The following is a 26,036-nucleotide window of genomic DNA, read 5'->3' on the forward strand; positions in this document are numbered from 1 at the left end:
AGGAGGAGTTCTCATGAGCGGTCCCAAGACCAGCCGGACAGCCGACGTTCAGGTCCGCAACCGAGGGCAGGTGCCCGATGGCGCGGACGTGTACGCCCAGGGAAAGATGCTAGCGGTGATCGGCCACGTGCGCGGACCCGTGCTGACCGTGCGGGTGAAGCTCACGCAAGCCGTCAACACTTCGGCAAACCGTCCGGCCACGGCGGTATGCGGCGGACGGCCCCCACCGCAACAGCACGCCCAGCCGGACATCGAGGGACGGCGCAGGGCACGACCACCGTCAGCACCGGCATCACGTTCCCGCCGAGGAGCGCCGGATCGTGCGGCACAAGTCCTTCAGCCTGGTCCACCAGACGCCTGAGGACGCCGTGATCGACCTGGAAGCCATGGACCACGACTTCTGGCTCTTCACGGACCTGGCCTCCGGGCACGACAGCGTCGTCTACCGCGACGTCCGTACCGGGCGGCATCGCATGGCTTCGCTGGGACCTCTGGGTCAGGAACGGGAGGTCGACGGTCTGCTCGGCGTGAGCACGGTTCCCGTGCCAACGAGCAGTGTGACCGAGGCCGTTTCACGGTTGCACCTCACCGGGCTGCCTTTCGTCTTCTTCAACGACACGGCCACCGGCCGGGGCTGCGTCCTCTACCACCGCTACGACGGCCACTACGGGCTGATCACGCCGTCCCGGTAACACGTTCCGGGCGACGCCGCGCGCCCGGCCGCCGGTCCCCGGACCCGTGCCGCAAACCACCCGAAGACCCCTCACCCGGAGGAATCATGTCACGTACCGTCATCGCCGCTGTGGACGGCTCGGCCGAGTCGCTGGCCGCCGCGGACTGGGCCGCCCGCGAGGCACAGATGCGCCGCCTGCCCCTGCACCTCCTGCACGTCTGGCAGGACTGGTCACGGGCCTTCGCCCACGCCCCGTTCACTGGCCTGGACACCACGCCCTGTGAGGGGGCGACCGCCACACAGCACTACGCCGAGCAGGTCACCCACGACGCGTCCGACCGGCTGCGGGCCGCGCATCCCGGCCTGGACATCACCGTCGAGCAGGTGCACGGCCGCCCCGCGGAGGTGTTGCTGTCCGCCGCAGAGAAGGCGGAAGTCCTGGTCGTGGGTTCACGAGGGCTGGGTAGCCTGGCCGGCTTCCTGACCGGATCGGTGTCCCTGCCCGTCATCGCGCACGCGGAGCGTCCGGTCGTCGCTGTACGGGCCGGGGAACGGGCCGAGTGTGAACCGCTCCCCGGCACGGGCGGCCACCGGGAGCGCAAGGGGCAGTGCCTTGACGTGGTGCTCGGCCTCGACCTCTCCAGGCCGTGCGACGAGCTGCTCGCGTACGCCTTCGAAGCCGCCGCTGCCCGAGCGGCCACCCTGCGGGTCGTGCACGGCTGGAGCGTACCGGTGGTCGAAGGGTACGACCCTGCGGCGGCCGACCCCGGCCACGGCGTCGCGCCGGGACAGCGCGAGGCAAGCGCACTCACCGACGTACTGCGGTCGTGGCGCGGCAAGTTCCCCCAGGTCGAGGTCAAGGAGCAGTGCCTGGTGGGACGGCCCGCGGGCCACCTTGTGGAAGCGTCGAAGGAAGCCTCGCTGGTGATCGTCGGACGGCGCATACGCCGGGCGGCGGTCGGAGCACACATCGGCCCGGTCGCCCACGCAGTGCTGCACCACGCCACGACGCCCGTGGCGGTCGTCCCTCATCTCTGATCGTCGCGAGCCGCACCCAGGACGGATACGCCCCGGTTGCGGTCCCCCGACGGACGCCGTCGCCCCTTGACACCAGGAGCCCTCGTCGCGCAGCTGCGCGACGAGGGCTCCTGGTGTGCTGCGACCGCAGTGGTCGGTGCGTTGCTTGTCGTACCGGGTGGAAAAGACGGAAACCACCTCGGCGAGGGGCGCGATGGGGCGGTCGGTCCGGGTCCACAGGCCGGCCGCGAAGGACCGTTGCGGCCGTCCCCGCCCTTCCCCCACCACCTCGACCACAGCGTCCGTGCAGGCCTTGCCCGCCCGCCTGCGCCGACGCAACTCTCAGGCCTGCCACCCCCGATGGGTGGCCGCCCGACACCGTGAACGTATCCGCATCAGCAGCCGCAGTGACACGGCCATGCGGTGGAGGCGAGCGCCCCACCAGTGGCCCGTCGGCGCTCTCGCACTGCCAGTCCACAGCGAGGACGGGAACCGCGCCCGTGCAGTCGCTCCGATGGCCGGCAGTCCGGGCATGAGGTCCCACCTCCTTGAGCGGCCACGGACACCCTGCCCTCGCCGGAGCTCACGGTCGCGGCCCGGAAAGGCGCCCAGGGCTCTGTCGGCGCCGTCCGGCGGAGCCCACAGGTCCGCCTCGTGCCGGGCACACGACGGTGGCCGGCTGGTCGGTGTCCCGACCAGCCGGCCACTTGCCTGCCCGCAGCGATTCAGCGCACTGCCGCACCGAGTGCGAGGAATCCGGCGACGGCCACCAGCAGGGCGCCCATCAGTGGTGCCATGAAGCGCAGGTACCGGTCGTAGCGGATCTTGGCCAAGGCGAGGCCGCCCATGACGACGGCCGAGGTGGGCGTAACGAGGTTCACCCATCCGGAAGCCGACTGGTACGCGGTCACCACCAGGGCCCGGCTCACTCCGGCGAAGTCGGCCAGGGGGGCGAGGATGGGCATGGCGAGTGCCGCGTGGCCGGACGAGGAGGGGACGAAGAAGGCCAGCGGGAGATTCACCAGGAACATCAGGACGGCGAACACGCCGGAGGACGTGTCGGCCACAGCACTCCGCAGGACGTCGAGGATGGTGTCGGTGACACTGGCGTTGTTCATGATCACCGTGACTCCGCGGGCCAGCATGACGATCAACGCCGCTCCGATGAAGTCCCCTGCGCCGGCGGTGACGGCTTTCACCGTGCCCTTCTCGCCCAGGCCGCCGACCAGCCCCACGGCGACCGCCGCGACGATGAACAGAGCGGCGAGTTCGGGGAAGTACCAGCCGAGGGTGGGCAGGAAGGTGACGTGCAGATCGGACCAGGGGACGACGGCGAAGACCATGAAGAGGAACGCGGCCGCGAAGAGGTACAGGACCGTGCGCTGGCGACTCGTGAGCTTCGCCGCTTCGCTGCCCTCAGCCTTAATGCGGAGGTCGTCCTCGGTGAGGGGTGTCAGCGACCGGGAGGGGTCCTCGGTGACGCGGCGGGCGTAGCGCACGACGTATGCGGCTGCCAGGGCTGTCAGGCAGGCCCACATCACCAGTCGCAGGACGATGCCGTCTCCCGTGCCGATGCCGGCGCTGTCGGAGGCCACCCCGGTGGCAAAGGGGTTGACGGTCGAGGCGAGGGTGCCGACCCCGGCTCCCACCATGACGACTGTCGCGGCGACCATGCGGTCGTAGCCCAGGCCGAGCATCAGGGGGATCATCAGCCCGTAGAAGCCGAGGGTTTCCTCGGCCATGCCGTACGTGGTCCCGCCGAGGGAGAACACCGTCAGCAGGACCACGAGCAGCATGGTCCTGCGGTGGTGCAGTCGCTGCGCGAGGCGCGCCACTCCCGCCGTGAGGGCCCCGGTGCGCATCGTGACGGTGATGAACGCGCCCACGGCCAGGATGAAGAGGAACACGCCGGCCGCGCCCGCGAAGGAGCCGGTCCCGCCGGGTGCGGTGAGGCCGGTCCCGGTATCGGTGACGCCGTACAGACCGTTGACCGGGGCGAGGAACAGGTCTTTGAGCCGCTCCCAGAATCCGGTGGTCAGTTCTACGGAGTGGTAGGTGCCCGGTACGGGGCTGCCGTCCTTGGTGTCGTAGCGGCCGGCGGGGATGACGAACGTCAGGGCCCAGACTGCGACAGTGACGGCGATCAGGACGGTGAAGGCGGACGGGAACCGAAGCCGCCGTGGGGCGTCGGGCGCGCCGGAGTCCGTTCTGGCTCTGGCCGGCGGCGGGGATGCGGGTGCGCTCTGCAGGGTCATGTCAGGTCCTGTGTTCCGTCATGGCGGGCTTCGCGGTAGCTGCCGCTGGGTGTGACGACGGTGCCGGCGGCTCCGTCGAGGATGGCTCGGGCGTCTTCGAGAGCGCCGATGGCCGCCATTCCGCCGGTGAGCTCGACGAACCGGCACACGGCGTCGACCTTGGGGCCCATGGATCCGGCGGGGAACTGCTGGGCCCTCAGGGCCGCGGGCGTGGTCCGTCCGATGGGCTCGGCGCCGGGGGTGCCGTAGCCGAGCGAGACGTGGGGAACGTCCGTGAGCAGCAGGAGTGCGTCGGCGTCGAGCGCCTCGGCCAGGAGGGCGGCGGTGAGGTCCTTGTCCACCACGGCTTCGACGCCGGTCAGCTGCCCCTGTTCGTCACGGATCACCGGCACGCCGCCGCCTCCTGCGCACACGGCCACCGCTCCCGAGTTGAGCAGCAGCCGGATGAGCCGGGTCTCCACGACCCGTTGTGGACGGGGGGACGGTACGACGCGTCGCCAGTGGGCGCCGTCCTGCTTGACCGTCCAGCCGCGTTCGGCGGCCAGTCGCTCCGCTTCGGTCCGGTCGTAGACCGGGCCCACGAATTTGGCCGGGTCGGTGAAGGCGGGGTCGGCCGCGGAGACAAGGGTCTGGTTGAGCAGGGCGCAGACCTGCCGTTCGGGCAGCGCGTTCTGCAGGGACTGGAGCAGCCAGTAGCCGATCATGCCCTGGGTCTCCGCGCCGAGGACGTCGAAGGGGTAGGGGCTGCTCAGGGAGCGGTCGGCGGCGCTCTGGAGAGCGAGCACGCCGACCTGAGGTCCGTTGCCGTGGGTGATGACGAGTTCGTGCTCGTGCGCGAGGGGGGCGAGCGCGGACACGGCGGCGCGGATGTTGGCGAGCTGCACGGCGGCGTCCGGCCGCTCCTCGCGGCGGAGCAGGGCGTTGCCGCCCAGTGCGACGACTACACGCATGACGTGTTCTCCGGAGGTCGAGGGGATGCCGGTTCAGTCGCCGAGGGTGGCGACGAGGACGGCCTTGATGGTGTGGAGCCGGTTCTCGGCCTGGTCGAACACGATGGAGTGCGAGGACTCGAAGACCTCGTCGGTGACCTCCAGTGCGGTCATGCCGGTCCGCGCAGCGATCTTGGCTCCGACGGTGGTGTCGCTGTTGTGGAAGGCCGGAAGGCAGTGCATGAACTTGACCGCCGGATTGCCCGTCGCCTCCAGAGTCTTCGTTGTCACCTGGTACGGCTTGAGCAGGGCTATGCGCTCGTCCCACATCTCCGGCGGCTCTCCCATGGAGAGCCATACATCGGTGTAGACGAAGTCGACGCCGGCCACGCCTTCGGTCACGTCCTCGGTCAGGGTGATCCGCGCGCCACTGACGGCCGCCGCCCGCCGCGCCTGGTCGACGACGTCGGAGGCGTTGTGCAGGGATCGCGGGCCGACCATGCGTACGTCCATGCCGAGCATCGCCGCGACGATCAGCAGGGAATTGCCGACGTTGTTCCTGGCGTCGCCCAGGTAGGCGAAGGACACCTGGTTCAGCGGTTTGTCGGTGTGCTCCCACATGGTGAGAACGTCGGCGAGTGACTGGGTGGGGTGCCACTGGTCCGTCAGGCCGTTCCAGACCGGAACGCCGGCGTGCTGGGCCAGTTCCTCCACCAGGCGCTGGTCGCTGCCCCGGTATTCGATCCCGTCGTAGTAGCGGCCGAGGACGCGTGCGGTGTCCTTGATGGACTCCTTGTGCCCGAGCTGGGAGCCGGCCGGGTCGAGGTAGGTCACGTGCGCGCCCTGCTGGTGCGCGGCCACTTCGAAGGCGCACCGGGTCCTCGTCGACGTCTTCTCGAAGATGACGGCGATGTTCCTGCCGCGCAGCCGCTGCTCCTCGCGCCCCTCACGGCGGGCCGTCTTGATGGAGGCGGAGAGTTCCAGCAGGTGGCGGAACTCCTCGGGAGTGAAGTCGAGTTCCTTCACGAACGGGCGCTGGTGCAGGTCGTCGTGCATGGCAAGCTCCTTGATATGTACGGGGTGTGTGCGACGGGCGGTGAGGGGGACGCGGGAGCGCGGGAGGGGTGGTCAGGCGGCCTCGCGCTCGATGGGGCAGGTCATGCACCGCGGACCACCACGGCCCCGGCCGAGTTCGCTGCCTCGCACGGTGATGACTTCGATCCCGCTCTTGCGCAGGTGAGTGTTGGTGGTCACGTTGCGCTCGTAGGCGACGACCACACCGGGCTCCACGGCCAGCACGTTGCAGCCGTCGTCCCACTGCTCCCGCTCGGCGGACCGCAGGTCCTGGCTCGGGGTGAGGACGTTGATGGAGGGCAGACCCAGCGCATCGGCGATGGCCCGGTCCATGTCCTCGGGGGCGTGGTCGGTGACCCTCAGGCCCTCCCCGCCGGCCCCCGGTTCGATCGTGGAGGAAGGCAGCATGCCGAGGCCGGCGTATCGGGTGAAGGTGTCGCCGCTGACCATCGTCATGACCGTGTCGAGGTGCATGAAGCTGCGGCTCTTCGGCAGGCTGACGGCCACGACCCGCTGGGCGGAACCCGCCGCGAACATGCGCAGGGCGAGATTCTCCACGGCCTGAGGCGTGGTGCGCTCGCTCATGCCGACGAGCACCGCGCCGTTGCCGATGACCAGGACGTCGCCGCCCTCGATGGTGGCGGGATAGGCCGCCTGCCCGTCGGCCCACCGGTGGAACTCCCCCTTCGTGAAGAGGGGGTGGTGCTGATAGAGGGCTTCGAAGTGAACCGTTTCACGGCGGCGTGCCCGCTTGTTCATCGGGTTGACGCTCACGCCGTCGTACACCCAGCACGAGGTGTCGCGGGTGAACAGATGGTTGGGCAGCGGCGCGAGGAGGAAGTCGTCGGGCGACATGGCGTGCAGGCGTACGCTCGGTATCGGGCCCGTGCGCTCGAGCAGTTCCGCCTTGGTGACGCCGCCGATGAGGCAGGTGGACAGGGCGGCCGGCTCCAGGGAGTCGAAGTGCGTGCGGAGCCGGTCGGTGCCGAGGATGCCGAACTCGCGTTCGTCGAAGACCCGGTCCAACACGAGCTGCCGCGCTTCGATGCCGTCCAACGTCTCGGTGAGCAGGTCGGCGAGGAGGTGCACACGCACTCCGCGGTCCCGCAGGACATCGGCGAACGCGTCGTGCTCGTCGCGGGCGCGCTTGGCCCACAGCACGTCATCGAAGAGGAGCTCGTCCTTGTTGGTGGGCGTGAGGCGTGTCAGTTCGCGGTCGGGGCGGTGCAGGATGACCTGCTTCAGCCGGCCGGTCTCGGAGTCGACGTGAAACGTCATGGGGTCCCCCGGAGATGAGGCGGAAGGTGCGCTCGACGGGCGCCGTAATGGGATGTGCACCCGGCCGGGCGTCCTCTGGGGGCGCCTCGGGGAGCACTTGAACTCTGTCACTCGCGCCCCTTCATGCCCGGCGGCAACAGTCCCGGGTGGCGGGCCGGTCGGCACTCTCCGAGAGGTCCCGTTCGGTCGCTGCGCAGGGCCGAAGGGCCCTGCGCAGCGACCGAACGGGACCGAACACGGCGGGGCGGGGCGAACCCCCCGCCTGAATTCCAAGCCAGACTTCTCCCGCAAGATCACCTTCGTCGTCCACGGCGATCTCGCCAGTCAGTTCGTAACCGACTCGCACCGGGAGTACAGCAAGAAACTCGTCCTCGCCGCACGGGAACGCGAGCAAGGACATCGCGGATGCGTGGTGGACGGGAACGGATTCGTCGACTTGATCGATGGATATCCCGCGCCCTGCCGAGAGCTGCAACGGGCCCAGGGCGCGGACGACGGCGTCTTCGTCCTTACCCGGTCCGAAGACTGAACCGAGATGGACCTCGCTCACGGAAGCCAGCGAAATCATGCTCACATGGGCTCCCGGCTTCGCCGGATGCTGAGCCAAAGACTCAGCCCCTGCCATGCGCAGCAGGCCCCCGGCGCAGGCGACACACCAGCTCGGAGAAGACCCGAACCACCCCGACTACGCTCCCCGGCCCAGTCACCAGCAGGTGCCGGGCAGCCCTCTTCGGGACGGCAGGTCCTGCTCATTCCGCCTCGGGCCCTGCCCCGCGGCTCCATTCCCGATCGGCGTCCAGAGCCGTGGGCAGGGTCGGGTAGATGCGGTCGGCGCCCACAGAGGCGGTCAGGCCGTATGCGTCCAGGTCCTCGCGGAGTTCCTGCTTGACCCTTGCCGGGACCAGGACGACGCCCTGGTCCTTGAGTTCCTGACGGAGTGCGTCCACGGCGTCCAGCGCCGTGATGTCCACCTCCATGTTCGCCTCGGTGTTGAGGACGAACCACCGTGTGGGAGAGGTCTGCTCGTCGACCGCTGCCAGGGCACGAGGCGGAAGTTCTCCGCGTTGGCGAAGAACAGCGGCGAGTCGTAGCGGTAGATCACCAGCCCCGGAACGGTCCGCGCCGTCGGGTAGTCGTCCACGTCGTGCATGCCGGCGAGCCCGGGCACCATTCCTTCCACGGCGTCGTGCGGGCGGGCCACGCTGGCCAGCAACTCGACCACGGACAGGGTCACGGCGACAAGGACCCGTACAGGATGCCGAGGGCGAGAACGCCCAGAAGGCAACCGAGTGCCAGGAGCAGTTCGCGTCGGCGAAAGGCCGCGAGGCGCCGGAACTCGCCCAGTTCGACGAGGCGGACGGCGGCATAGGCGACGATGGCGCCGAGCACGGCGCTCGGCGCGAGTACGCCTCCGAGCGCGTGAGGGACTCCAGGTCCATCGGGGGGGAGCTTCCAGCGCCGCAGCGGGTCCTCCGCCGGGCGCGGAACCGCTCCTCCTGCACTGCGTCGCTGGCGGAGAACCAGTACTTGCGGAGCAGGATCCCGTCTTCGACGAGCATGTGCTCGAAGAGCGGGCACTGGCGCAGGAAGAGCCGGTGCTCCGCGGGGGTGCAGAAGCCCATGACGTGCTCGACTCCGGCGCGGTTGTACCAGCTGCGGTCGAACAGGACGATCTCGCCGGCAGCCGGCAGGTGCTCGACGTAACGCTGGAAGTACCACTGGCTGCGCTCCCGCTCCGTCGGAGTGGTCAGGGCCGCGATGCGTGCGCCCCGGGGGTTGAGGTGTTCCGCGACACGCTTGATCGTGCCGCCCTTGCCCAGCCGCGTCGCGGCCCTCGAAAACGACCACGAGCCGAGCGCACTCCGCACGCACCCACTCCTGGAGTTTGATCAGCTCCGTCTGGAGCCGTAGCAGCTCGTCCTCGTAGACCGCGGCGCTTCGGTCAAGTCAGTCTCGGCTGGCATCCGCGCGCAACGATGCCCATCGGGCCTGGGCGTGTCGATACGCTGACCGTGGATCGGGCCACCGAGCGAGCCGTCGGAGGGAAAGCACGTGGGTGTGAGGGATCCGTTGACGCAGGTACCGCGGAGGCGACTGGACGAGCTGCTGGACGAGCTCCAAGCGCGCATCGACGAGGTGCGAGGCACCCGGGACCGGGTGCACAGCCTCCTGGAAGCCGTGGTGTCGGTGGGGCGGGAACTGGAATCTCGCCCAGGTGCTCCGGCGGATCGTGGAGGCCGCCGCGCTGCTCGTCGACGCCGAATACGGCGCGCTGGGAGTGATCGGCCCCGACGGCCGGACTCTCTCACAGTTCCTGACCGTGGGGCTCACGGATGAGGAGATCGCCGAGATCGGTCCCTTGCCGGCGGGCCACGGCCTGCTCGGGGAGGTCATCCACCACCCGGAACCGCTGCGCCTGACGGATCTCGGCGCGCACTCCTCCTCCTACGGCTTTCCGGCCCATCACCCGCCCATGCGCGCCTTCCTCGGTGTGCCGATCCGGGTCCGCGACGAGGTGTTCGGCAATCCCTACCTGACCGACAAGCGTGGCGGGATCGACTTCGACACCGAGGACGAGACGGTGATCTCCACCCTCTCGGTGGCGCCGAAAGGGTCGGCCGGGCGGTCGACGACCTGGACGAAACGATCAAGATCATCCGGTCGACGATCTTCGGGCTGCGTACCAAGGACCGCGAGGGCGGTCCTGGTCTGCGGGCGCGCGCCGCCCGTGCCGTCGGCGACGCGGCCACCACCCTCGGTCACCCGCCGCGCCTGAGCATGGAAGGCCTGCTCGACACCGACGTACCTCCACAGATCGCCGACCACGTCATGGCTGTGCTGGGCGAGCTGCTCAGCAACGCCGCCCGCCGCGCACAGGCGACCCGGGTCGGAGTGACCCTCAAGGCCGGCCAGGGCGAGATCGTGCTGACCGTCTCGGACAACGGGACGGGCATTCCGGCCCAAGGCCGCAGAAGCGGCCTGCTCAACCTCGACGAGCGGGCGCAGAGCCTGGGTGGCTCCTTCACTCACGAGACTCCGGAGGACGGGGGTACAAGGCTCGTCTGGCGGGCTCCCCTCTCCACCGGGGGTTGAGGACCGGGGCACGGCATCAGCCCCGGTCCGCGGGCACGGGCTGCGCCGGGTCCGCCTCCAACCGGAACCTGGTGACGAGATCCGGACGGATGAGCGGCGCGACCGATCCCATCAGCATCTTCCTGCTCGACGACCACGAAGTCATACGCCGGGGAGCGCACGACCTGTTGGACGCCGAGCCCGACCTGACCGTGGTCGGTGAAGCCGGCACGGCGGAACAGGCGCTGATCCGCATCCCCGCGCTGCGCCCCCGGGTCGCGATCTTGGACGTACGGCTCCAGGACGGCGACGGGGAGAGCGTGTGCCGGGAATTGCGCTCGCGGATGCCCGAGCTGGCCTGCCTGATGCTCACGTCGTTCGACGACGGGGAGCACTGCTGGACGCCGTGATGGCCGGGGCCTCCGGCTACGTGCTCAAGCAGATCACCGGCACCGACCTCGTGACCGCCGTCCGGACGGTGGCCGCCGGCCAGTCGATGCTCGACCCCGGGGCCACCACGCGGCTGATGGCCCGCATGCGCGGCGACGTGCCCAAGGAGGAGCAGGCCCCGGGGCTACCGGGCTTCACGGACCGGGAGAAGGAGATCCTGCTCATGGTCAGCGAGGGTCTCACCAACCGGGAGATCGGCCAACGGCTGTACCTGGCGGAGAAGACCGTCAAGAACATCATCTCGCGGCTCTTCATCAAGCTCGGCGTGGAGAGGCGCGTCCAGGCCGCGGTGATCGCCAGTCACGCGCCGACCCCGCCCGGTCGGCACCCGGTCCGGCCGGGGAGTAGGAACCGTCCACGGGACGGGCCGGGCACGCCGTACGACGGCGGGCCCGGCTTCAACCGTCGATTCGGCGTCAGTGGTGCGGGACGACAGCGACGGGGCAGGCCGCGTGGTGGAGCACGGCATGGGCCACCGAACCGATGCGCGTACCCACCGCCGACTCGCGGACCCGGCGGCCGACGACGACCAGCTGGGCGTCCGAAGCCTCGGACAGCAGCACGTGGCCGGCGCTGCCCCGCTCCACGTGCGCGACGACCTCGACCTCGGGAAACCTCAGCCGCCACGGCTCCAGCGCCTGGTCCAGCGCGGCCTTCTCGAACGGCTCCAGCCCGCCGAACTGCTCGGCGATCCCCATCGAGCCGGGGCTGTATCCGTACACCGGGGGCAGGTTCCAGGCCCGGACGGCGCGAAGCGGTACCTTGCGCGCCGCGGCCGCCTCGAACGCGACGCGTAGTACCTCGGCGGACTCCTCCACACCACCCTGCTGTCCCACGACGATCTCGCCCTCCTCCGGCACGGCCAGCGGCCTGGCGTGGGCGGAGCGGACGGAGACGACGGGGCACTCGGCGGCAGCGATCACCTGCTGACCGTAGGAGCCGAGCAGGAAGCCGAGCAGGGCTCCGTGCCCGCGGGTGCCGAGGATGAGCATCTCGGCTTCCTTGGCGGTGCGCAGCAGGGCCGGCACGGGCGCGTCGCACAGGACTTCCGCGGTGAGCGCGAGCGACGGGTACCGGTGGGTGAGCTCCTGCTCGACCTCCTTCAGGATGTCATCGGCGCGGCGGGACTCGGTTTCGCGGTCCTGGACGATCGGAACGGCGAGCGGCTGCCACAGCCAGGCGTGGACCACCTGCAGGGGCAGGTCACGCCGTACGGCTTCGCGCGCGGCCCAGTCCGCAGCGGCCCGGCTTTCCGGGGATCCGTCCACTCCGACGACAAGGGTGCGCTTCACAGGACTGTCCTCCGTATTGATGTGCGAGGCATCGGGGTCCGCCAGCGGGATTCACGTTGCTCGTGACCGGCAGGGGCGGACAAGGGCCGACGGTCCCTTCTCGAGGGCCGGTCCTCCTCTCGCGGCCGCACCTCGGCAGGTGCAGCAGACGAAGAACCTCCTGGTGAGCTACTCCCCGAAGAAGCTCGGCTTCTTTTAGAGCCTGAAAGACGGCGCCTGACCTGGGCTTTCGCCCGTCAGGCGCCGTCGGCGCGACCCGCTCGACACGGGTGCCAACTCTTTCTGTTCCTCCTCTCCCCCGATCGCGGTACGCGTCAGCCGGCCCGAAGACCGACCGCCAGCGTCAGCTCGAGGACCCGGTGTGGCGATGCGAGATCCGGAAACAGCTCCCGCAGCTGCGACATCCGGTACCGGACGGTCTGAGGATGGACGAACAACGCCGCCGCCACCTCGTCCCGCCTGCCGTGGTGAAGCAACCACGCCCGCAACGTCTCCTCCATCCGCCGTGCGGTCGCGACAGGCAAGGTCCGCAACGGTGCGAGGGCCCGGGCCCGCAGGTCTGCGAACGCGTCCGCGTCGGCGCTCAGCACCAGCTCGGGCAGGTGGTCCTCGGTGTCCCGGATATCCGGGGAGAGGGAGCGCGCGCGTGCGGCTCGTGCGTACGAGGCGGACGCACGGGTCCATGGCCGGGCCGGGCCCACCACGGCGGTGCGGTCGGTCAGCTGCCGCAAGAGGTGCGACCGGTCGGCATCGGGGACGAGCAGCACGCCGTAGGCGTCCGGCAGGTCGTCGAGGACGAGGGTGCCCGGGTCGAGCGTGCGGTAGGCGGGCCGGGTCTGGGCGGCGGGCAGCAGGACGGCGGTCAGCGTAACGGGGGGCTGCCACCCGGCCCGTTGAACAGCGGCCAGCAGCACATCCTGGCTCGCGCCGGCGAGGAGGTCGCGGGCCAGGTGTTCCAGGTGGCGCTCGTGGTCCCGGCCCCGGGCGGCCAGTTCGTCGGCGTGGCCCGCGGCGCTGGCGGCGGAGAGCTCGTCGATGTAGGCGAAGGTCAGCTCGGCGAACTTGGCGACCTCGGCGGCGGGCAGACCTGCGGGTACGGCACCCGCTGCCAGGCATCGCCAGGCCACGCGGGCGCCGACGCGGTAGGCACTGAGCAGGGCGTCCATCGAACGCCCGTCGCGCACCTCGCCCCGGCCCAGCTCGTAGGCCGCGTCACCGGCGTCGCCGCCCGTGGCGTTCCCGCTCGCGAGGTCCAGATAGTGCCCCAGGGCGGTGCGGACCGCTCGGCGGATGGTGACGCCCATGCGGCCCGAAAGGGCGTTGGCGTAGGGAGGGACCTCGTCGATGATCGCCTGGACGACCTCGTCGGCGGTGGTCGTCAGCGCGGCCCGGAGTGCGGTGACCGTTGTCGGGTCCAGAGCCGGTTCGGTGACCCTCCGGATCGGATGGCTCATGTCTTTTATTCCCTGCGAACAATTCAGCCGGCCAGATTTACGTCCTGCGGTCAGGACTTTACGCCCTGAGGCGCATCAAGCTGGGGTCATGACGAGTGCAGCCCTCCGCAGTAGGGCGTGGAAACTGCTGGAGATGGTCACGACGCCGCTGCTGCCGTCGGACTACCTCGACCTGGTCAGCCCGCTGCGTGCGGGCGCGGACCTGCGGGGGCGCATCGAGGCCGTGCACCCCGAGACGGGGGACGCCGCGACCATCGTGATCAGGCCGGGAAAGGGCTGGCGCGGTCACACGGCCGGCCAGTACGTGCGGATCGGGGTCGACGTCGACGGCAGGCGCCTGTGGCGCGCCTACTCCATCACCTCGCCGGCGAACCGCCGGGACGGCCGCGTCACGATCACCGTGAAGGCGATCCCGGACGGCAAGGTCAGCAACCACCTGGTCCGCAGGGCACAGCCGGGCACGCTGGTCCAGCTCGACCAGCCCACCGGCGACTTCGTACTGCCGCGGGCCCGGCCCGCCAAGGTGCTCTACCTGACGGCCGGCAGCGGCATCACGCCTGTGATGGGCATGCTGCGTGACACCGAGTTCGACGACGTCGTCATGGTCCACAGCGCGCCACGCCCACAGGACGTGATCTTCCGTGACGAACTGCACGACCTGGTCGCGGACGGGAAGCTGCAGCTCACCGAGGTGCACACGGACACGGACGGCGTGCTCGACATCACCCGTCTCGCCGAACTGGTACCCGACTGGGCCGAGCGCGAGACCTGGGCCTGCGGACCCGCGGGCCTGCTCGACGCCGCCGAGGAGTTCTGGAGCGAACACGGCGTCGCAGAGCGCCTGCACACCGAACGTTTCCGTGCCGCCCTCGTCGTCGCCGGTGACGGCGGCGAGGTCACCTTCAGCGCCACCGGCAAGACCGTCGAGGCGGACGGCGCCACGCCGCTGCTGGACGTCGGCGAGGAGGCCGGCGTGCTCATGCCGTCCGGGTGCCGCATGGGCATCTGCTTCGGCTGCGTCACGCCGCTCAAGGCGGGCGCCGTCCGCGACCTGCGCACCGGCGAGATCACCGAGGCCGAGCCGGGCGTCCTCATCCAGACCTGCGTGTCCGCCGCGGCGGGCCCCTGTGACATCGAACGGTAGGAGCACCTTGACCGCCATCGACCCCACCGCCCACCTGACCGCGGAGCAGATCGAGGAGCTCGGCCGCGAGCTGGACGCGATCCGCGACGAGGTGATCGCCAGCCGGGGCGAGAAGGACGCCGCCTACATCCGCAAGGTCATCTCGGCGCAGCGCAAGCTGGAGCTGGTCAGCAGGGGCGTGCTGCTGTTCTCGTTCTTCCCGCCCGCTTGGCTGATCGGCACGGCCGGACTGTCCGTGGCGAAGATCATGGACAACATGGAGATCGGGCACAACATCCTGCACGGCCAGTGGGACTGGATGCGGGACCCGAAGATCCATTCCACCACCTGGGAGTGGGATCACGTATCGCCGTCCGACCAGTGGAGGCATTCGCACAACGAGCTGCACCACACGTACACCAACGTGATCGGCAAGGACAACGACCTCGGCTACGGCATCATGCGCGTCGACGAGGACCAGAAGTGGCACCCGTTCCATCTCGGCCAGCCGTTGTGGAACTTCATCAACGCCTGCTTCTTCGAGTACGGCATCGCGGCGTACGACCTGGAGCTCGGCAAGAACCTGCACAAGCGCCGCCGCAAGGACCCGGAGTTCCGGGCGCGGGCCAGGGCCGTGGGCCGCAAGATCCGCAAGCAGGTACTCAAGGACTACGTGATCCACCCGCTGCTGTCGGGCCCGTCCTTCCTCACCACGCTCGCCGCGACGTTCACAGCGAACCTGGTCCGCAACATCTGGTCCCACTCGGTGATCATGTGCGGGCACTTCCCCGAGGGCGTCCAGGTCTTCGAGCGCCGGTCGATCAAGGGCGAGACGCGCGGCCAGTGGTACCTGCGCCAGATGATGGGCTCGGCGAACATCAGCGGCAGCCGGGCCATGCACTTCATGACCGGCAACCTGTCGCACCAGATCGAGCACCACCTGTTCCCGGACCTGCCGAGCAACCGGTACGCCGAGGTCGCGGTGAAGGTGCGCGCGCTGTTCGAGAAGTACGAGCTGGAGTACGTCACCGGGCCCCTGCCCAAGCAGGTGTTCTCCGCGTGGCACAAGGTCTTCCGGCTCTCGCTGCCGAACAAGAAGCCCAAGGTCGATGCGCCGGACCGCGAGCAGGAGCTCGTCGCTGCCTGACTTCCGGTATCGGTTCGGATCTTCCGGCCGTACCGCAGGCACCGCCGGCCAAGATCCGGACCACTTCCGGGCCAGCCCCTGTGAAAGCGAACTGACCGCACACCGTACGGCGTGAACCCTCGCGTACCCCCGGGAAGCAGCTCTCCCGGGGGTACGCGCGTCCCCGCACCTCCGGCTCAGGCCGTCGGGCGCGGGCACTCCGGCAGCGCCGGCCGCTCCTTGGTGCGCACGGCGGGCAGCCAGGCCACCGGGGGACCAGACCCGGAAGGGAGCCGGACGCGGAACCAGCGGGTGGACCACCGGGCCTCCTCGTCGACGATGGGCTGCCCGTCGGGGACCTGGCAGTCGGCGGCGAGCACGTCGCCGTGCCACACCCTGGTCGGCACGACGTTGTCCGCCGTGTACGGCCGTACGGGATCGATCGCCAGCCCCAGACTGCACCCGGGGTGCCGGTCGACCCGCTCGCGGCAACTCCGCTCCGCGTTGAACACCCGGATCGTGCCGGCCGTCGAGCCCAGGACGTCGGGCGGCACGAACCCGACCGGCCGCACAGCGTCCGAGCACAGGGCCGCGGCGGCGAACCCGCACATCGCGGTCACGAGGACGGCGGCGCGGGCCCGGACCCGCTGACGCCCGCCGGCGGGCGTCTTCTGACGGCCGGCGATGCGGGCGAGCAGGCTCTCGGCGGTGTGCGGCGCCCGCGCCTCGTGGGTCGGGGCGAGACAGTCGGCGGCCAGCTCCCGCCAGAACGGCGGCACCGCGTGGTCCATCCGCAGCGGCGCCCGCCCCTCGCCGTACTCCTGGACCGCGGCGCCTCGCGCCACCGGCGTGGCGCCGGAGAACGGCGAACCGCCCGACGAGAACACCTCGTGGACGACGATGCCCAAGGCCCAGATGTCCGCGGTCGGCCTGATCCGGACGCCGAGTTCGCCGAGGGGCGCCCGCCAGCGCTCAGGCGGCAGATAGTCCAGGGTGCCCATCGGCGGGGCGTACCCGTGGGTCCCCGTGAGCTCGGTCGCGAGGCCGAAGTCCGACAGCTTCACCGAGCGGTCGGCACCCAGCAGGACGTTCTCCGGCTTGAGGTCGGCGTGGACCCAGCCCGACCGGTGGAGATGCGCGAGCCCCTCGCAGATTCCCGCGATCAGCGGTCCCCGGTCCGCCTCGGGCACCCCCGCGTCGAGGAGTTCGCGCAGGCTGCCGGAGGCCCGTTCCATCACGAGCACGATCGCGCCGTCCACGGCGGGCCGGTCGGGCGCCGCGAGCACGAACGAGCCGAGGAGACCGATCAGCCGGGGATGCCCGACCCTGCTCCCGAGCTCGACCTCGCGGCGGGCGGACTCCATGATCCTGCGCGCCTGCCGGGGCGCGAGTCCCGCGGTCGGCATGATCTTGAGCGCGACCTCGGCGGGGCCCGCGGGCCCGTCGGCCGGCCGCGCCGCGTAGACGGTGGACCACCCCCCGGACCCGATCAATTCGGAGACCACCCAGCCTCCCACCCGGTAGCCGGGTGGGAGTTCGTCCGAACGGTCGTGCCCCGCGATGCCTCCCGGGACGCCCGGGGAGGTCACGAGGCGCCCTGCCGCTCCCGCCCGCCGGCCCCCGTCAGGGGCGGCAGCAGCGCGAGGTGCTCCTCACGCACGAGCCCGAACCGCAGGGCGAGCCCGACGATCTCCTCCCGCTTGCCGTTGCGGCGGTCCCCCTTGCCGGACTCCCCGGTGGCGGGGCCCGCGATGCGCAGCTTCTCCTCGGCCAGGTAGTCGATGTGCGAACTGACCGCCCGAGCGGTCAGCGTGCCGCACGTGACGTGACCCCTGAGCCGCTCGACGATCTGCGGGGTGGTGGGCACCGCGACCCGGGACTGGTCCCGCAGACGCGGCTCGCAGAGCGCGACGAGAACGAGGAAGTACGTGGCCGTCTCGTCCAGGGAGTACGCGGTCACCGTGCTGTTCCCCCAGGGGACGTCCGTGGCCTCCGGGTCGAGGAACACATGGTCGGGGGCGAACACCTGGAAGGAGACGGTGGCGTCACCCCGGGTGGGCAGCACCACCCGGGAGAACTCGAACGGGATGGGCGCCCCGACCCGGCGCGGCGGAATCCTCAGGTACTCGCCCGCGCCCTCCGGGTTCTCCACCAGATAGCTGTGGCCGGCGCTGTAGTTCGTCAGCTGCCAGTGGTCCTGGGTCACCCGGATCTCCCCGGCGAGCCGCGAGATCGCCGGGTCGTCCAGGACCAGCTCGACGGGGACCGCGGCGGAGCCCCGTCCGAAGCGGGCCACCTCGCCCGGGCCGAGCCGGAGCGTCACCGCGTCCCCGCCCGGCTCGCCGCCGTCGGCGCCTCCCGTACCTCGCGGCAGATGGACGACTACGCCGCTCACCCGTTCCCCCGTTCCCCCGGCCGTACTCTCGGACGAGCCGAACGATACTCATCCGTAGGGGGAGTTCACCGTCGTACTTTGGCCACCTCGTCCGGACGGGCCGCCCAGCGGCCGGAGCCACCCGCCACGACGGTGCGCGGGGCGCCCCGGAGCCTCTCCCCCGTGACTCCGTGCGACGCGGACCGCCGGGGACCTTCTCGCCGGCCCAGGTCATGTCGGCGCCGTGAAATGAGCCGCCATGTGGGACTGTTTCCGTTCCTCCGCCGAGCAGTTGGGACGTGGAGCGTGCACCGGGGAGAGCGGGAGACGGGCCGTGTCCGCGGGCCGCCGGAGCGGCGGACGGGCCGGGCCGGGGCCGGCCGCCGCCGCCGGGCCCGGGGCCGCACAAGGTGGGCAACGTCACCGTGAACGGCGGGCGGAATCCGGGTCCGGGGCCCTCACAGGTGTCCGGAGGCGGCCTATGTCACCGTTCACGTGGCGAGATCCGTACGCTCCGCTCACAGAGCGGGAGCATGCGACACCAGCGGCGCCACCGCACGCTCGCCGAAGGAGGTCCACGGCCGCCACTCGCCGCTCGGCCGCTCCTGGACACGGGTCCGGATCCGCCCCGCGGCGGTCACGGCGAAGACGTGCAGCCGCCCGGCCGGGTCGCGTACGGCCGTGGGGGTGGCGACGAGCCGGACGCCGGGCTCGCCGAACTCCCGCTCGGGGCCCCAGTCACCGCCCGGAGCGAGCTGCCAGCGGTGACTCAGCCGGGCGCCGCCCGGAGCGAGCGAGAACGCCTCCAGGCGGCCGTCGGCGTTGGCGGCGAACGCCGGGGCGGCGGCGCTCCATCCGAACATCGGCAGCCATGCGTCCCAGCCGCCGCTCGGCGCGGTCTGCCGCCGGGTGAAGGTCCCGACGCCCGACGGCCCGATCGCGGCGACCGCGAGCCGGCCGCTGCCGTCCTCGGCCACCCGGGGCGCGGAGCCCGCCGCGGTGCCGTACGGGTGCCATGCCGGGGTCCACGGCCCGCCGGGGGTCTCCTGCCACCGGTGGACGATCCCGGCGCCGCCGGGCGCGAGGGCGAACACCTCGAGCCTGCCGTCGGCGTTCGCCGCGACCACAGGTGGCGCGCCCGCCGCCGGACCGAAGCCGGGTTCCCACGGATCCCAGGCCAGTGCCCCGGGCGACCGCTGCCGGCGCCGTGCGAAGGACGCGCCGCCCGGGCTGAGGGCGAAGACCTCCAGCCGGCCGGCCGCGTCACGGGCGACGGCGGGCGCGGCGCCGGCCGGGCCGCCGAACCCCTCCCAGTCGTGCCACCCGCCGTCCGGGCTCTGCACGCGGAGGTTGAGGTGGATGCCGCCCGGGGCGATCGAGAACACCTCCAGCCTCCCGTCGGTGTCGCGGCCGAGGGAGGGAACCGCGCCCGCCGGGCCGCCGAACGGCTCCCACTCCGACCAGCCGTCGCCGTACGGGTCGAGCTGGACGCGCCGCAGCATCGAGCGGTCGGCGGCGTCGAGCGCGAACAGCGTGAGGCGGCCGTGCACGTCGAGCCCGGCCACCGGGTGGTCGGGGCTCTGCCACGGGACCGGAGTGTCACGCCACTGGAGCGGCGCGAGGAACAGTCCGTTGCGGAACCAGCCGGCCGCGCTCGCGTACCAGGTGCCCCCGTCGTCGATGACCTCGACGGCGTGACCGGCCACATGCCCCGCGTACCCGGCGAGTTCGAAGCGGAAGGGGTCCCGCGACGCCAGTACGTCGGTTCCCTCGTAGCCGCCCCGCGGGCCGATGAACAGGTAGTACCAGCCGTCCCGTCGGACGACGTACGGCGACTCGGTGACCGAGACGGTCGCGTCCGTGCTCGCGTCGGTGAAGGCGACGCCCGGCTCGCTCCAGTGCGTCAGGTCGGCGGACCGCCGGTGGGCAACGACGTGGTGCCCGCCCGGCGCGGAGAGCTCCGTGTAGTACATGACCCACTCGTCCCCCACCCGCAGCACCATCGGGTCACGCGCCGCGAGGCCCCGGAACAGCGGGCCGGACGGTACGCGGGTCCAGGTGAACAGATCGGTCGAGGTGGCCAGGTTGACGGCCGCCCCGCTCGCGCCGCCTGCGGCGTAGAACATCCAGAACGTGCCGTCGGCCTCGACGACGTGCGGCGCCCACAGGTGCTCCTCACCGAAGTAGGACCGGTCGATGGTGAGGGCGTCGGCGTGAGTGGTCCACGGACCCAGCGGGCCCGGGGCGGAGGCGTGGGCGAAGGAGATCTCCGCCGAGCTGTCCGGCGCCTCGCCGCGCGGCGCGCTGTCGCCGACGATGCCGAAGACGTGCCAGCGGCCCCGCGCCCTGATCAGCGTGTGGTCGTTGAGATAGCGCGGGCCGGCGGGGGTCGACGGGTCGTGGACGTACGCGAAGGGGCCCGCGCCGACCCACGAGGGCGCCGGGGCGTCACCGGTGGGCGAGGCGACGGCCGGGGAGAGGCCGAGCAGGGGCAGCGCCCCGGCTCCGGCCACACCCCGCAGCACACTCCGTCTGCTGATCGGGAACACGGATCTGATCCCTCCGGGTGAGCGGTCAGCCCTGGCCGGGGCCGGGGGAGCCGCCCAGCCACTCCCAGCCGGACCAGCTGGAGAACCCGGTCTGCCAGATGTGGAAGGTTCCGGAGGGATTGGTCCCGAAGACCTCGATCCGGCCGTCGGCGTTGGAGGCGGCGGTGACCTCCGTACCGCCGGAGCCGAAGGGGGCCCAGTCACTGTAGGGGGCGTTGACGGCGGTCTGCCAACTGTGCATGGCGGTGGTGCCGTTCATGGCGAAGACCTCGACGCGGCCGTCGGGAGTGCGTTCGCTGGTGAGCTGCGCGTCGGCCGGGCCGCCGGTGCGTTCCCAGCCCGACCAGCCGGAGGGCCCGGTCTGGTACCGGTGGAACACGCCGACCGGACCCGAGGCGAAGACCTCCAGGCGGCCGTCGGCGTTGTGGTCGACGGTCAGGTCGTGGCCGCCTTCGCCGAACGGGCCCCACGCGGACCAGCCGCCGCTGGGCGCGGTCTGGTAGCGGTGCTGGAAGGTGGTGCCGTTGAGGGCGAAGACCTCAAGGCGTCCGTCGGGAGCCTTCCCCATCTCCACACGGCTGTCGGCGGGGCCGCCGCCCGTGGACTCCCAGCCCGACCAGCCGCCGTTGGGGGCGAGCTGATACCGGTGGAACAGCCCGACCGGGCCGGAGGCGTAGACCTCGATGCGGCCGTCCGCGTTGACTCCGGCCGCGGTGTCCCGGCCGCCCTCGCCGAAGCCCTCCCAGTGCGACCAGCCGCCGGACGGGCTCAGCTGCCAACGGTGCTGGAAGGTGGTCCCGTTGAGCGCGAACAGCTCCAGCCGGCCGTCGGCGTTGGGCGCGAGCGCGAGCTCGGCGCCGGCGGGACCGCCCAGCGACTCCCAGGGCGACCAGTCGCCGTTGACCTCCCGCTGCCAGGCGTGGTGGATGCCGTCGGCCCCGGCCGCGAACACCTCCAGACGCCCGTCCGCCGACCGCGCCGACACGACCCGGCCCGACTCCGACGGATACACGAGCGGCTTCGGCCGCGGCCCCGTGCCCGGGGTGCAGGGCAGCACGACGCCGCGTTCGGCGAGATAGACCTCGGGGTCGACGCCGTAGGAGGCGGACGAGTCCCCCCAGATCCGCAGATGCAGGTGGGGGCCGGTGGAGTTCCCCTCCGAACCCATCAGGGCGATCTGCTGGCCGGCCACGACACGGTCGCCGGCGAAGACGTCCCGCCGGGACATGTGCCCGTACTCGGAGATCCGCCCGTCGGGCTGCTGGATCCGGATCCACTGGCCGTAGCCCGGCTCGTACCCGGAGATGGTCACCTCGCCGTCGGACACGGCGTAGATCGGCGTCCCCACCCCGTTGGCGACGTCGACGCCGTTGTGCCCGGAGTGGAAGTGCTGGGACACGGGCCCCGCCGCCGGGCACGCCGCGGTGGAAGCGGCTAATGCGACCGAAGCGGCGGGAACGATGGATCGGACGGACGCGGTGGAAGAGGTGGTCCGGGCTGCGGCCGGGGCCGCAGCGGGCACCAGGGCCGGCAGCAGCAGGGCGGCCGACGCCGCGAGCACGGAGCTCACCGCGCGGCGGGAAAGTCCACGAAGCACAGGAAGCTCCTCCAGGGGGCGCGGGCCGCCGACCGGGTGGCGCGGGCGGGCGGTAGGGAACGTAGCAACGCCCCGACGGCCCGGAGACCCCGGAAGGTTACGGGGTGACAGCCGGCCCCGCCTCGGGTACCGGATCGCCCGTCGGCGGTGGTCCATCATCGGGATTTCATCGCCCCTTCCTAGCGTGACCGCGTTCGCACGAGGAGCGGTACGAAGGGGAGGACGGGCCGATGGCACGGACGCGAGCAAGAGCGAGGCTGCCGATGGCGGTGGCGGCCGCCGTCGCGGTGATGAGCACGATGGCCGCCACGGGCTCCACGGCCGCCACCCGGCCGGCGGCGGGACCGGACAGGCCGACCATCCGGTACACCGAGTACGGCATCCCGCACATCATCGCCTCGGACTGGGAGGGCCTGGGCACCGGCTACGGATACGCGGCGGCCAAGGACAACATCTGCACCCTGGCCGACACCTATCTGATGGTCAACGCCCAGAGGTCCCGCCATCTGGGGCCCGACGGCAGGGCGAGCCCCGGCCAGAACCAGAACACCACCACCAATCTCAAGAGCGACCTGTACTTCCAGCGGATCAAGGACGACGGGGTGGTGGAGCGGCTGATCGCACAGCCCGCCCCCGACGGCCCGGAGCCCGAGGTCAAGGAGGCCATCCGAGGCTACGTCCAGGGATACAACCGGTACCTGTCCGAGACGGGCGCCGACGCCCTCACCGACCCGGCCTGCCGGGGCGCCGCCTGGGTGCGGCCGATCACGGAACTCGACGTCTACCGGCACGCGCACGCCGAGATCATCATGGGCAGCGCCGACGCGCTCCTCGACGGCCAGGTCGACGCCGCGCCCCCGGGGGCGGCGTCCGCCCCCGCGAAACCCGCGTCCTCGCCCAAGGAGACCGCGGCGAAGATCAGTTCCGCGCTGGCGGTGAGCCGGCAGCAGAGCATGGGCAGCAACGCGCTGGCCGTCGGCTCGCAGGGCGTCTCCGGCGGCACCGGCATGCTGCTGGCCAACCCGCACTTCCCGTGGCAGGGCAAGAACCGGATGTGGCAGAGCCATCTCACCATCCCGGGCAAGGTCAACGTCTCCGGGGCGAGCCTCCTGGGACTCCCCGCGGTGAACATCGGGTACAACGACGACGTCGCCTGGAGCCACACGGTCGCCACGGTCGCCCCGTTCGGGCTCTTCGACGTCCAGGTGGATCCGCTCAACCCCACCACGTACCTCGTCGACGGCGTCTGGGAACAGATGACCTCGCAGCAGGTCACCGTCGACGTGCGAAAGTCGGACGGCTCCCTCGGCAAGGTCACCAGGACCCTGTGGTCCACCCGGTACGGCCCCGTCACCACGTCGATGCAGGGGGTGTCGCTGCCCTGGGTGGTCAGCGCGCACGCCGTGCGCGACGTCAACATGAACAACCTGCGGGCGCTGAACACCTGGTTCCGTCTCGACCAGGCCAAGGACGTCGAAGACGTCGTCAACACCCTGGAGACCACGCAGGGCGTCCCCTTCTTCAACACGATCGCCGCGGACCGCAAGGGTAAGGCGTTGTACGCGGACATCCAGGCCACCGCGAATATCACCGACGCGCACGCCCAGTCGTGTCTCACGATGACCGGCCAACTCCTCTTCAACCAGCCGCTGAGGCTGCCGAACGTGCCGCCGATCTCCATCTTCGACGGCAAGCGGAGCGCGTGCGACTGGCCCGACGACCCGAACGCGGTCGCGCCGGGACTCCTCGACCCGCGCAAGCAACCCCGCCTGATCCGGGACGACTTCGTGGGCAACGCCAACGACAGCGCCTGGCTGGCCAACCCCGACCAGCCGCTGACCTTCCCCCGGGTGATGGGCGACGCCCAGGCACCCCGCTCGCTGCGCACCCAGGAGCTCATCCTGACCGCCCGGAAGCGGATCGACGGCACGGACGGGCTGCCGGGCAGGGGCTTCACCTCGGAGACCATGGGGAAGCTGCTGTTCGCCGACAACAGCCGAGCGGCCGACCTCGCCCTCGACGCCACCGTGGCAATGTGCAAGAGCGTGCCCTTCGGGCTCATCCTCGTGGACGGCACCCTGGTCAACGTGAGCGAGGCGTGCCCGATCCTGGCCGCCTGGAAGAGCCACGACTACACGGCGGACAGCCGGGGTTCCCTGCTATTCGCGAACTACTGGGCCTCCCTGCAGGGCGGACAGGGCATCGAGAAGCTCCCCTGGCGGGTCCCCTTCGACCCCAAGGACCCGGTACACACACCGAATTCGTTGGACTCCGGCAGCTCCGCCGTCCGCGACGCGTTCGGCCGGGCCGTCCTCGCGATGCGCAGGGCGGGCATTCCGTTGAACGCGCCGCTCTCGGACGTCCAGAAGGTCACCCGCGGCGGCGAGCAGATTCCGATCCACGGAATGATCGGCGAACTGGGCGTACTCAACGTCATCACCATGGGCCAGGTCGACGGAAAGACGGACGTCGTCTTCGGGTCCAGTTTCATCCAGCAGGTCCAGTTCACCGCCGAAGGGCCGCCGCAGACCCGCTCCGTCCTGGCCTACTCCCAGTCGGCCGACCCGAACTCGCCGCACCACGCCGACCAGACCAGGCTCTTCTCGGCCGGCCAGTGGGTGACCGAGCGGTTCACCGAGGAACAGATCGCGGCGTCACCGGCCCTGGTGGTCAAGGTCCTCGACTGATCCGACGCACGGAATCCGAAGCGCAGACAGAGCATCACAAGAGAGGGAGCACAGTGAGAGGAACAGCGAACGTCCGGCGCACGGCGCTGGCATGGGTGTTCGCCGTCCTGGCCGTGGTCACGGTCATACCGGCGGCCTCGGCACAGGCCGCCGACGACGGCACGCCGCCCCCGATGGCGAACGGGTTCGGCCTGACGCAGGTCGGCACGGCGACGGGCGACGCGACCGAGTTCTACCTGACCGTGACCACGCCCGAGGTCGCGGAGGAACAGCACATCAAGATCATCCTGCCGAAGACCTACTACGACGACCCGAACCGGCGCTATCCGGTGATGTACTTCCTGCACGGATCACCCGACGACCCGATCCAGCAGAACTATCCGGCGCTGCGCATGTCGGACCGGATGATCACCGTCATCCCGGACGGCGGCGCCCGGGGCTGGTACGCCAACTGGCTCAACCAGAAGACCGCCGCCGGTGCCCAGAACTGGGAGAACTTCCACCTCAAGCAGGTGATCCCGTTCATCGACGCCAACCTGCGGACCATCGCCACCAAGAAGGCCAGGGCCGTCGCCGGTGTCTCGATGGGCGGGTTCGGAGCCCTCCACTACGCCCAGGCGCGCCCGGACCTCTTCAGCCAGACCGCGTCCCTGTCCGGCGACATCGACCTGTCGGTGCGGTCCATGGACCTGCGCCTGGCCGTCGTCGCCTCCCTCGTCGCCTACGAGCCCTCCGTGGACAGCGACGCCGCGTTCGGCTCGCCGTACCCGGTGTTCAACGCCGACTGGCGGTTCAACGAGGTCGACCCCTCGCAGCACATGGACCGGATCAAGCAGGGCGGGATCGGGGTCTCGATCTACGTCGGCAACGGCGGAGGCTCGGTCACCGACCTGGAGTTCTGGCTGGAGGGCGCGGCCAAGCACGTCAAGAACGCCATGGACGCGCTGGGCATGTCGTACCACTACGTGAACTACGGCGACGGTTCCGGCTGGGGCACCCTGTGCAACGGCGGCCACAACGCCGGCTGCTGGGAGGAGGACCTCCGGGACCTGGTTCCCCGGCTGGAGAGGCACTTCGCCTCCTGAC

General features: G+C 70.9%; 16 protein-coding genes and 5 pseudogenes. 8 read left to right on the top strand and 13 right to left on the bottom strand.

Going from position 1 to position 26,036, the window contains the following annotated elements; genetic code table 11:
• Nucleotides 1-317: 317 nt before the first annotated feature.
• Together R4Z63_RS03355 and R4Z63_RS03360 are read left to right on the top strand one after the other, a co-directional pair.
• Complete coding sequence (locus tag R4Z63_RS03355) at nucleotides 318-692, top strand: sigma 54 modulation/S30EA ribosomal C-terminal domain-containing protein (protein ID WP_384452828.1); 375 nt, start codon at nucleotides 318-320, stop codon at nucleotides 690-692.
• 86 nt (nucleotides 693-778) lie between these two features.
• The gene (locus R4Z63_RS03360) at nucleotides 779-1,711 is read left to right on the top strand and encodes a universal stress protein (RefSeq protein WP_384452712.1); all 933 of its coding nucleotides are present in this window, start codon (nucleotides 779-781) and stop codon (nucleotides 1,709-1,711) included.
• Nucleotides 1,712-2,415: 704 nt separating this feature from the next.
• Here the strand turns inward: R4Z63_RS03360 and R4Z63_RS03365 are convergent.
• From R4Z63_RS03365 to R4Z63_RS03395, 7 genes and pseudogenes are all read right to left on the bottom strand, one after another.
• Nucleotides 2,416-3,945: a YfcC family protein gene (locus tag R4Z63_RS03365; protein ID WP_384456539.1), complete on the bottom strand. Its 1,530-nt coding sequence runs from the start codon at nucleotides 3,943-3,945 to the stop codon at nucleotides 2,416-2,418.
• Nucleotides 3,942-4,895, bottom strand: a complete 954-nt coding sequence (arcC, locus tag R4Z63_RS03370) for a carbamate kinase (protein WP_384456537.1) — start codon at nucleotides 4,893-4,895, stop codon at nucleotides 3,942-3,944. Before arcC ends, R4Z63_RS03365 begins: the two co-directional genes overlap by 4 nt.
• A gap of 33 nt (nucleotides 4,896-4,928) precedes the next feature.
• On the bottom strand, nucleotides 4,929-5,930 hold the full coding sequence (gene argF / locus R4Z63_RS03375) for an ornithine carbamoyltransferase (RefSeq protein WP_384456534.1): 1,002 nt from the start codon (nucleotides 5,928-5,930) through the stop codon (nucleotides 4,929-4,931).
• Nucleotides 5,931-6,002: 72 nt separating this feature from the next.
• Nucleotides 6,003-7,226, bottom strand: coding sequence for an arginine deiminase (locus R4Z63_RS03380; RefSeq protein WP_384456531.1), 1,224 nt, complete (start codon nucleotides 7,224-7,226; stop codon nucleotides 6,003-6,005).
• Nucleotides 7,227-7,975: 749 nt separating this feature from the next.
• A pseudogene (locus R4Z63_RS03385) lies at nucleotides 7,976-8,624 on the bottom strand (STAS domain-containing protein); the annotation flags it as partial.
• Between the two features lie 59 nt (nucleotides 8,625-8,683).
• Nucleotides 8,684-9,094: pseudogene (locus R4Z63_RS03390) on the bottom strand (polyphosphate kinase 2 family protein); the annotation flags it as partial.
• 1 nt (nucleotide 9,095) lies between these two features.
• Nucleotides 9,096-9,140: pseudogene (locus tag R4Z63_RS03395) on the bottom strand (hypothetical protein); the annotation flags it as partial.
• 138 nt (nucleotides 9,141-9,278) lie between these two features.
• On the opposite strand from R4Z63_RS03395, the pseudogene R4Z63_RS03400 reads away from it, so the two are divergent.
• Nucleotides 9,279-10,319 (top strand): annotated as a pseudogene (locus tag R4Z63_RS03400) (GAF domain-containing sensor histidine kinase).
• Between the two features lie 89 nt (nucleotides 10,320-10,408).
• A pseudogene (locus R4Z63_RS03405) lies at nucleotides 10,409-11,055 on the top strand (response regulator); the annotation flags it as partial.
• 109 nt (nucleotides 11,056-11,164) lie between these two features.
• Here the strand turns inward: R4Z63_RS03405 and R4Z63_RS03410 are convergent.
• The gene (locus R4Z63_RS03410; RefSeq protein WP_384455496.1) at nucleotides 11,165-12,040 is read right to left on the bottom strand and encodes a universal stress protein; all 876 of its coding nucleotides are present in this window, start codon (nucleotides 12,038-12,040) and stop codon (nucleotides 11,165-11,167) included.
• Between the two features lie 314 nt (nucleotides 12,041-12,354).
• Nucleotides 12,355-13,494: a PucR-like N-terminal domain-containing protein gene (locus tag R4Z63_RS03415; protein ID WP_037928783.1), complete on the bottom strand. Its 1,140-nt coding sequence runs from the start codon at nucleotides 13,492-13,494 to the stop codon at nucleotides 12,355-12,357.
• 133 nt (nucleotides 13,495-13,627) lie between these two features.
• Here R4Z63_RS03415 and R4Z63_RS03420 point away from each other — a divergent pair, with 133 nt between their 5' ends.
• Nucleotides 13,628-14,638, top strand: a complete 1,011-nt coding sequence (locus R4Z63_RS03420; protein ID WP_037928785.1) for a ferredoxin reductase — start codon at nucleotides 13,628-13,630, stop codon at nucleotides 14,636-14,638.
• A 7-nt stretch (nucleotides 14,639-14,645) separates the two neighbouring features.
• The gene (locus R4Z63_RS03425; RefSeq protein ID WP_384455499.1) at nucleotides 14,646-15,764 is read left to right on the top strand and encodes a fatty acid desaturase family protein; all 1,119 of its coding nucleotides are present in this window, start codon (nucleotides 14,646-14,648) and stop codon (nucleotides 15,762-15,764) included.
• A 176-nt stretch (nucleotides 15,765-15,940) separates the two neighbouring features.
• Here the strand turns inward: R4Z63_RS03425 and R4Z63_RS03430 are convergent, their stop codons facing one another.
• The 4 genes from R4Z63_RS03430 to R4Z63_RS03445 form a co-directional block, all read right to left on the bottom strand.
• Complete coding sequence (locus R4Z63_RS03430) at nucleotides 15,941-17,332, bottom strand: serine/threonine-protein kinase (protein ID WP_384455501.1); 1,392 nt, start codon at nucleotides 17,330-17,332, stop codon at nucleotides 15,941-15,943.
• The gene (locus R4Z63_RS03435; RefSeq protein WP_172671409.1) at nucleotides 17,329-18,138 is read right to left on the bottom strand and encodes a serine/threonine protein kinase; all 810 of its coding nucleotides are present in this window, start codon (nucleotides 18,136-18,138) and stop codon (nucleotides 17,329-17,331) included. The genes R4Z63_RS03430 and R4Z63_RS03435 overlap by 4 nt, the downstream gene beginning before the upstream one ends.
• A 497-nt stretch (nucleotides 18,139-18,635) precedes the next feature.
• Nucleotides 18,636-20,666 (bottom strand): DUF8189 domain-containing protein, encoded by a 2,031-nt coding sequence (locus R4Z63_RS03440; protein ID WP_384455504.1) that lies wholly within the window; start codon nucleotides 20,664-20,666, stop codon nucleotides 18,636-18,638.
• Between the two features lie 25 nt (nucleotides 20,667-20,691).
• Nucleotides 20,692-22,263, bottom strand: coding sequence for a DUF8189 domain-containing protein (locus R4Z63_RS03445; RefSeq protein WP_384455507.1), 1,572 nt, complete (start codon nucleotides 22,261-22,263; stop codon nucleotides 20,692-20,694).
• A gap of 230 nt (nucleotides 22,264-22,493) precedes the next feature.
• Between R4Z63_RS03445 and R4Z63_RS03450 the strand changes: the two genes are divergently transcribed.
• A complete protein-coding gene (locus R4Z63_RS03450) occupies nucleotides 22,494-24,950 on the top strand; it encodes a penicillin acylase family protein (protein WP_384455510.1) in 2,457 nt (818 codons plus the stop codon).
• 53 nt (nucleotides 24,951-25,003) lie between these two features.
• Complete coding sequence (locus R4Z63_RS03455; RefSeq protein ID WP_384455512.1) at nucleotides 25,004-26,035, top strand: alpha/beta hydrolase; 1,032 nt, start codon at nucleotides 25,004-25,006, stop codon at nucleotides 26,033-26,035.
• The last annotated feature ends 1 nt before the right edge of the window (nucleotide 26,036 follow it).

The organism is Streptomyces sp. PL-29 (genome assembly GCF_058344425.1).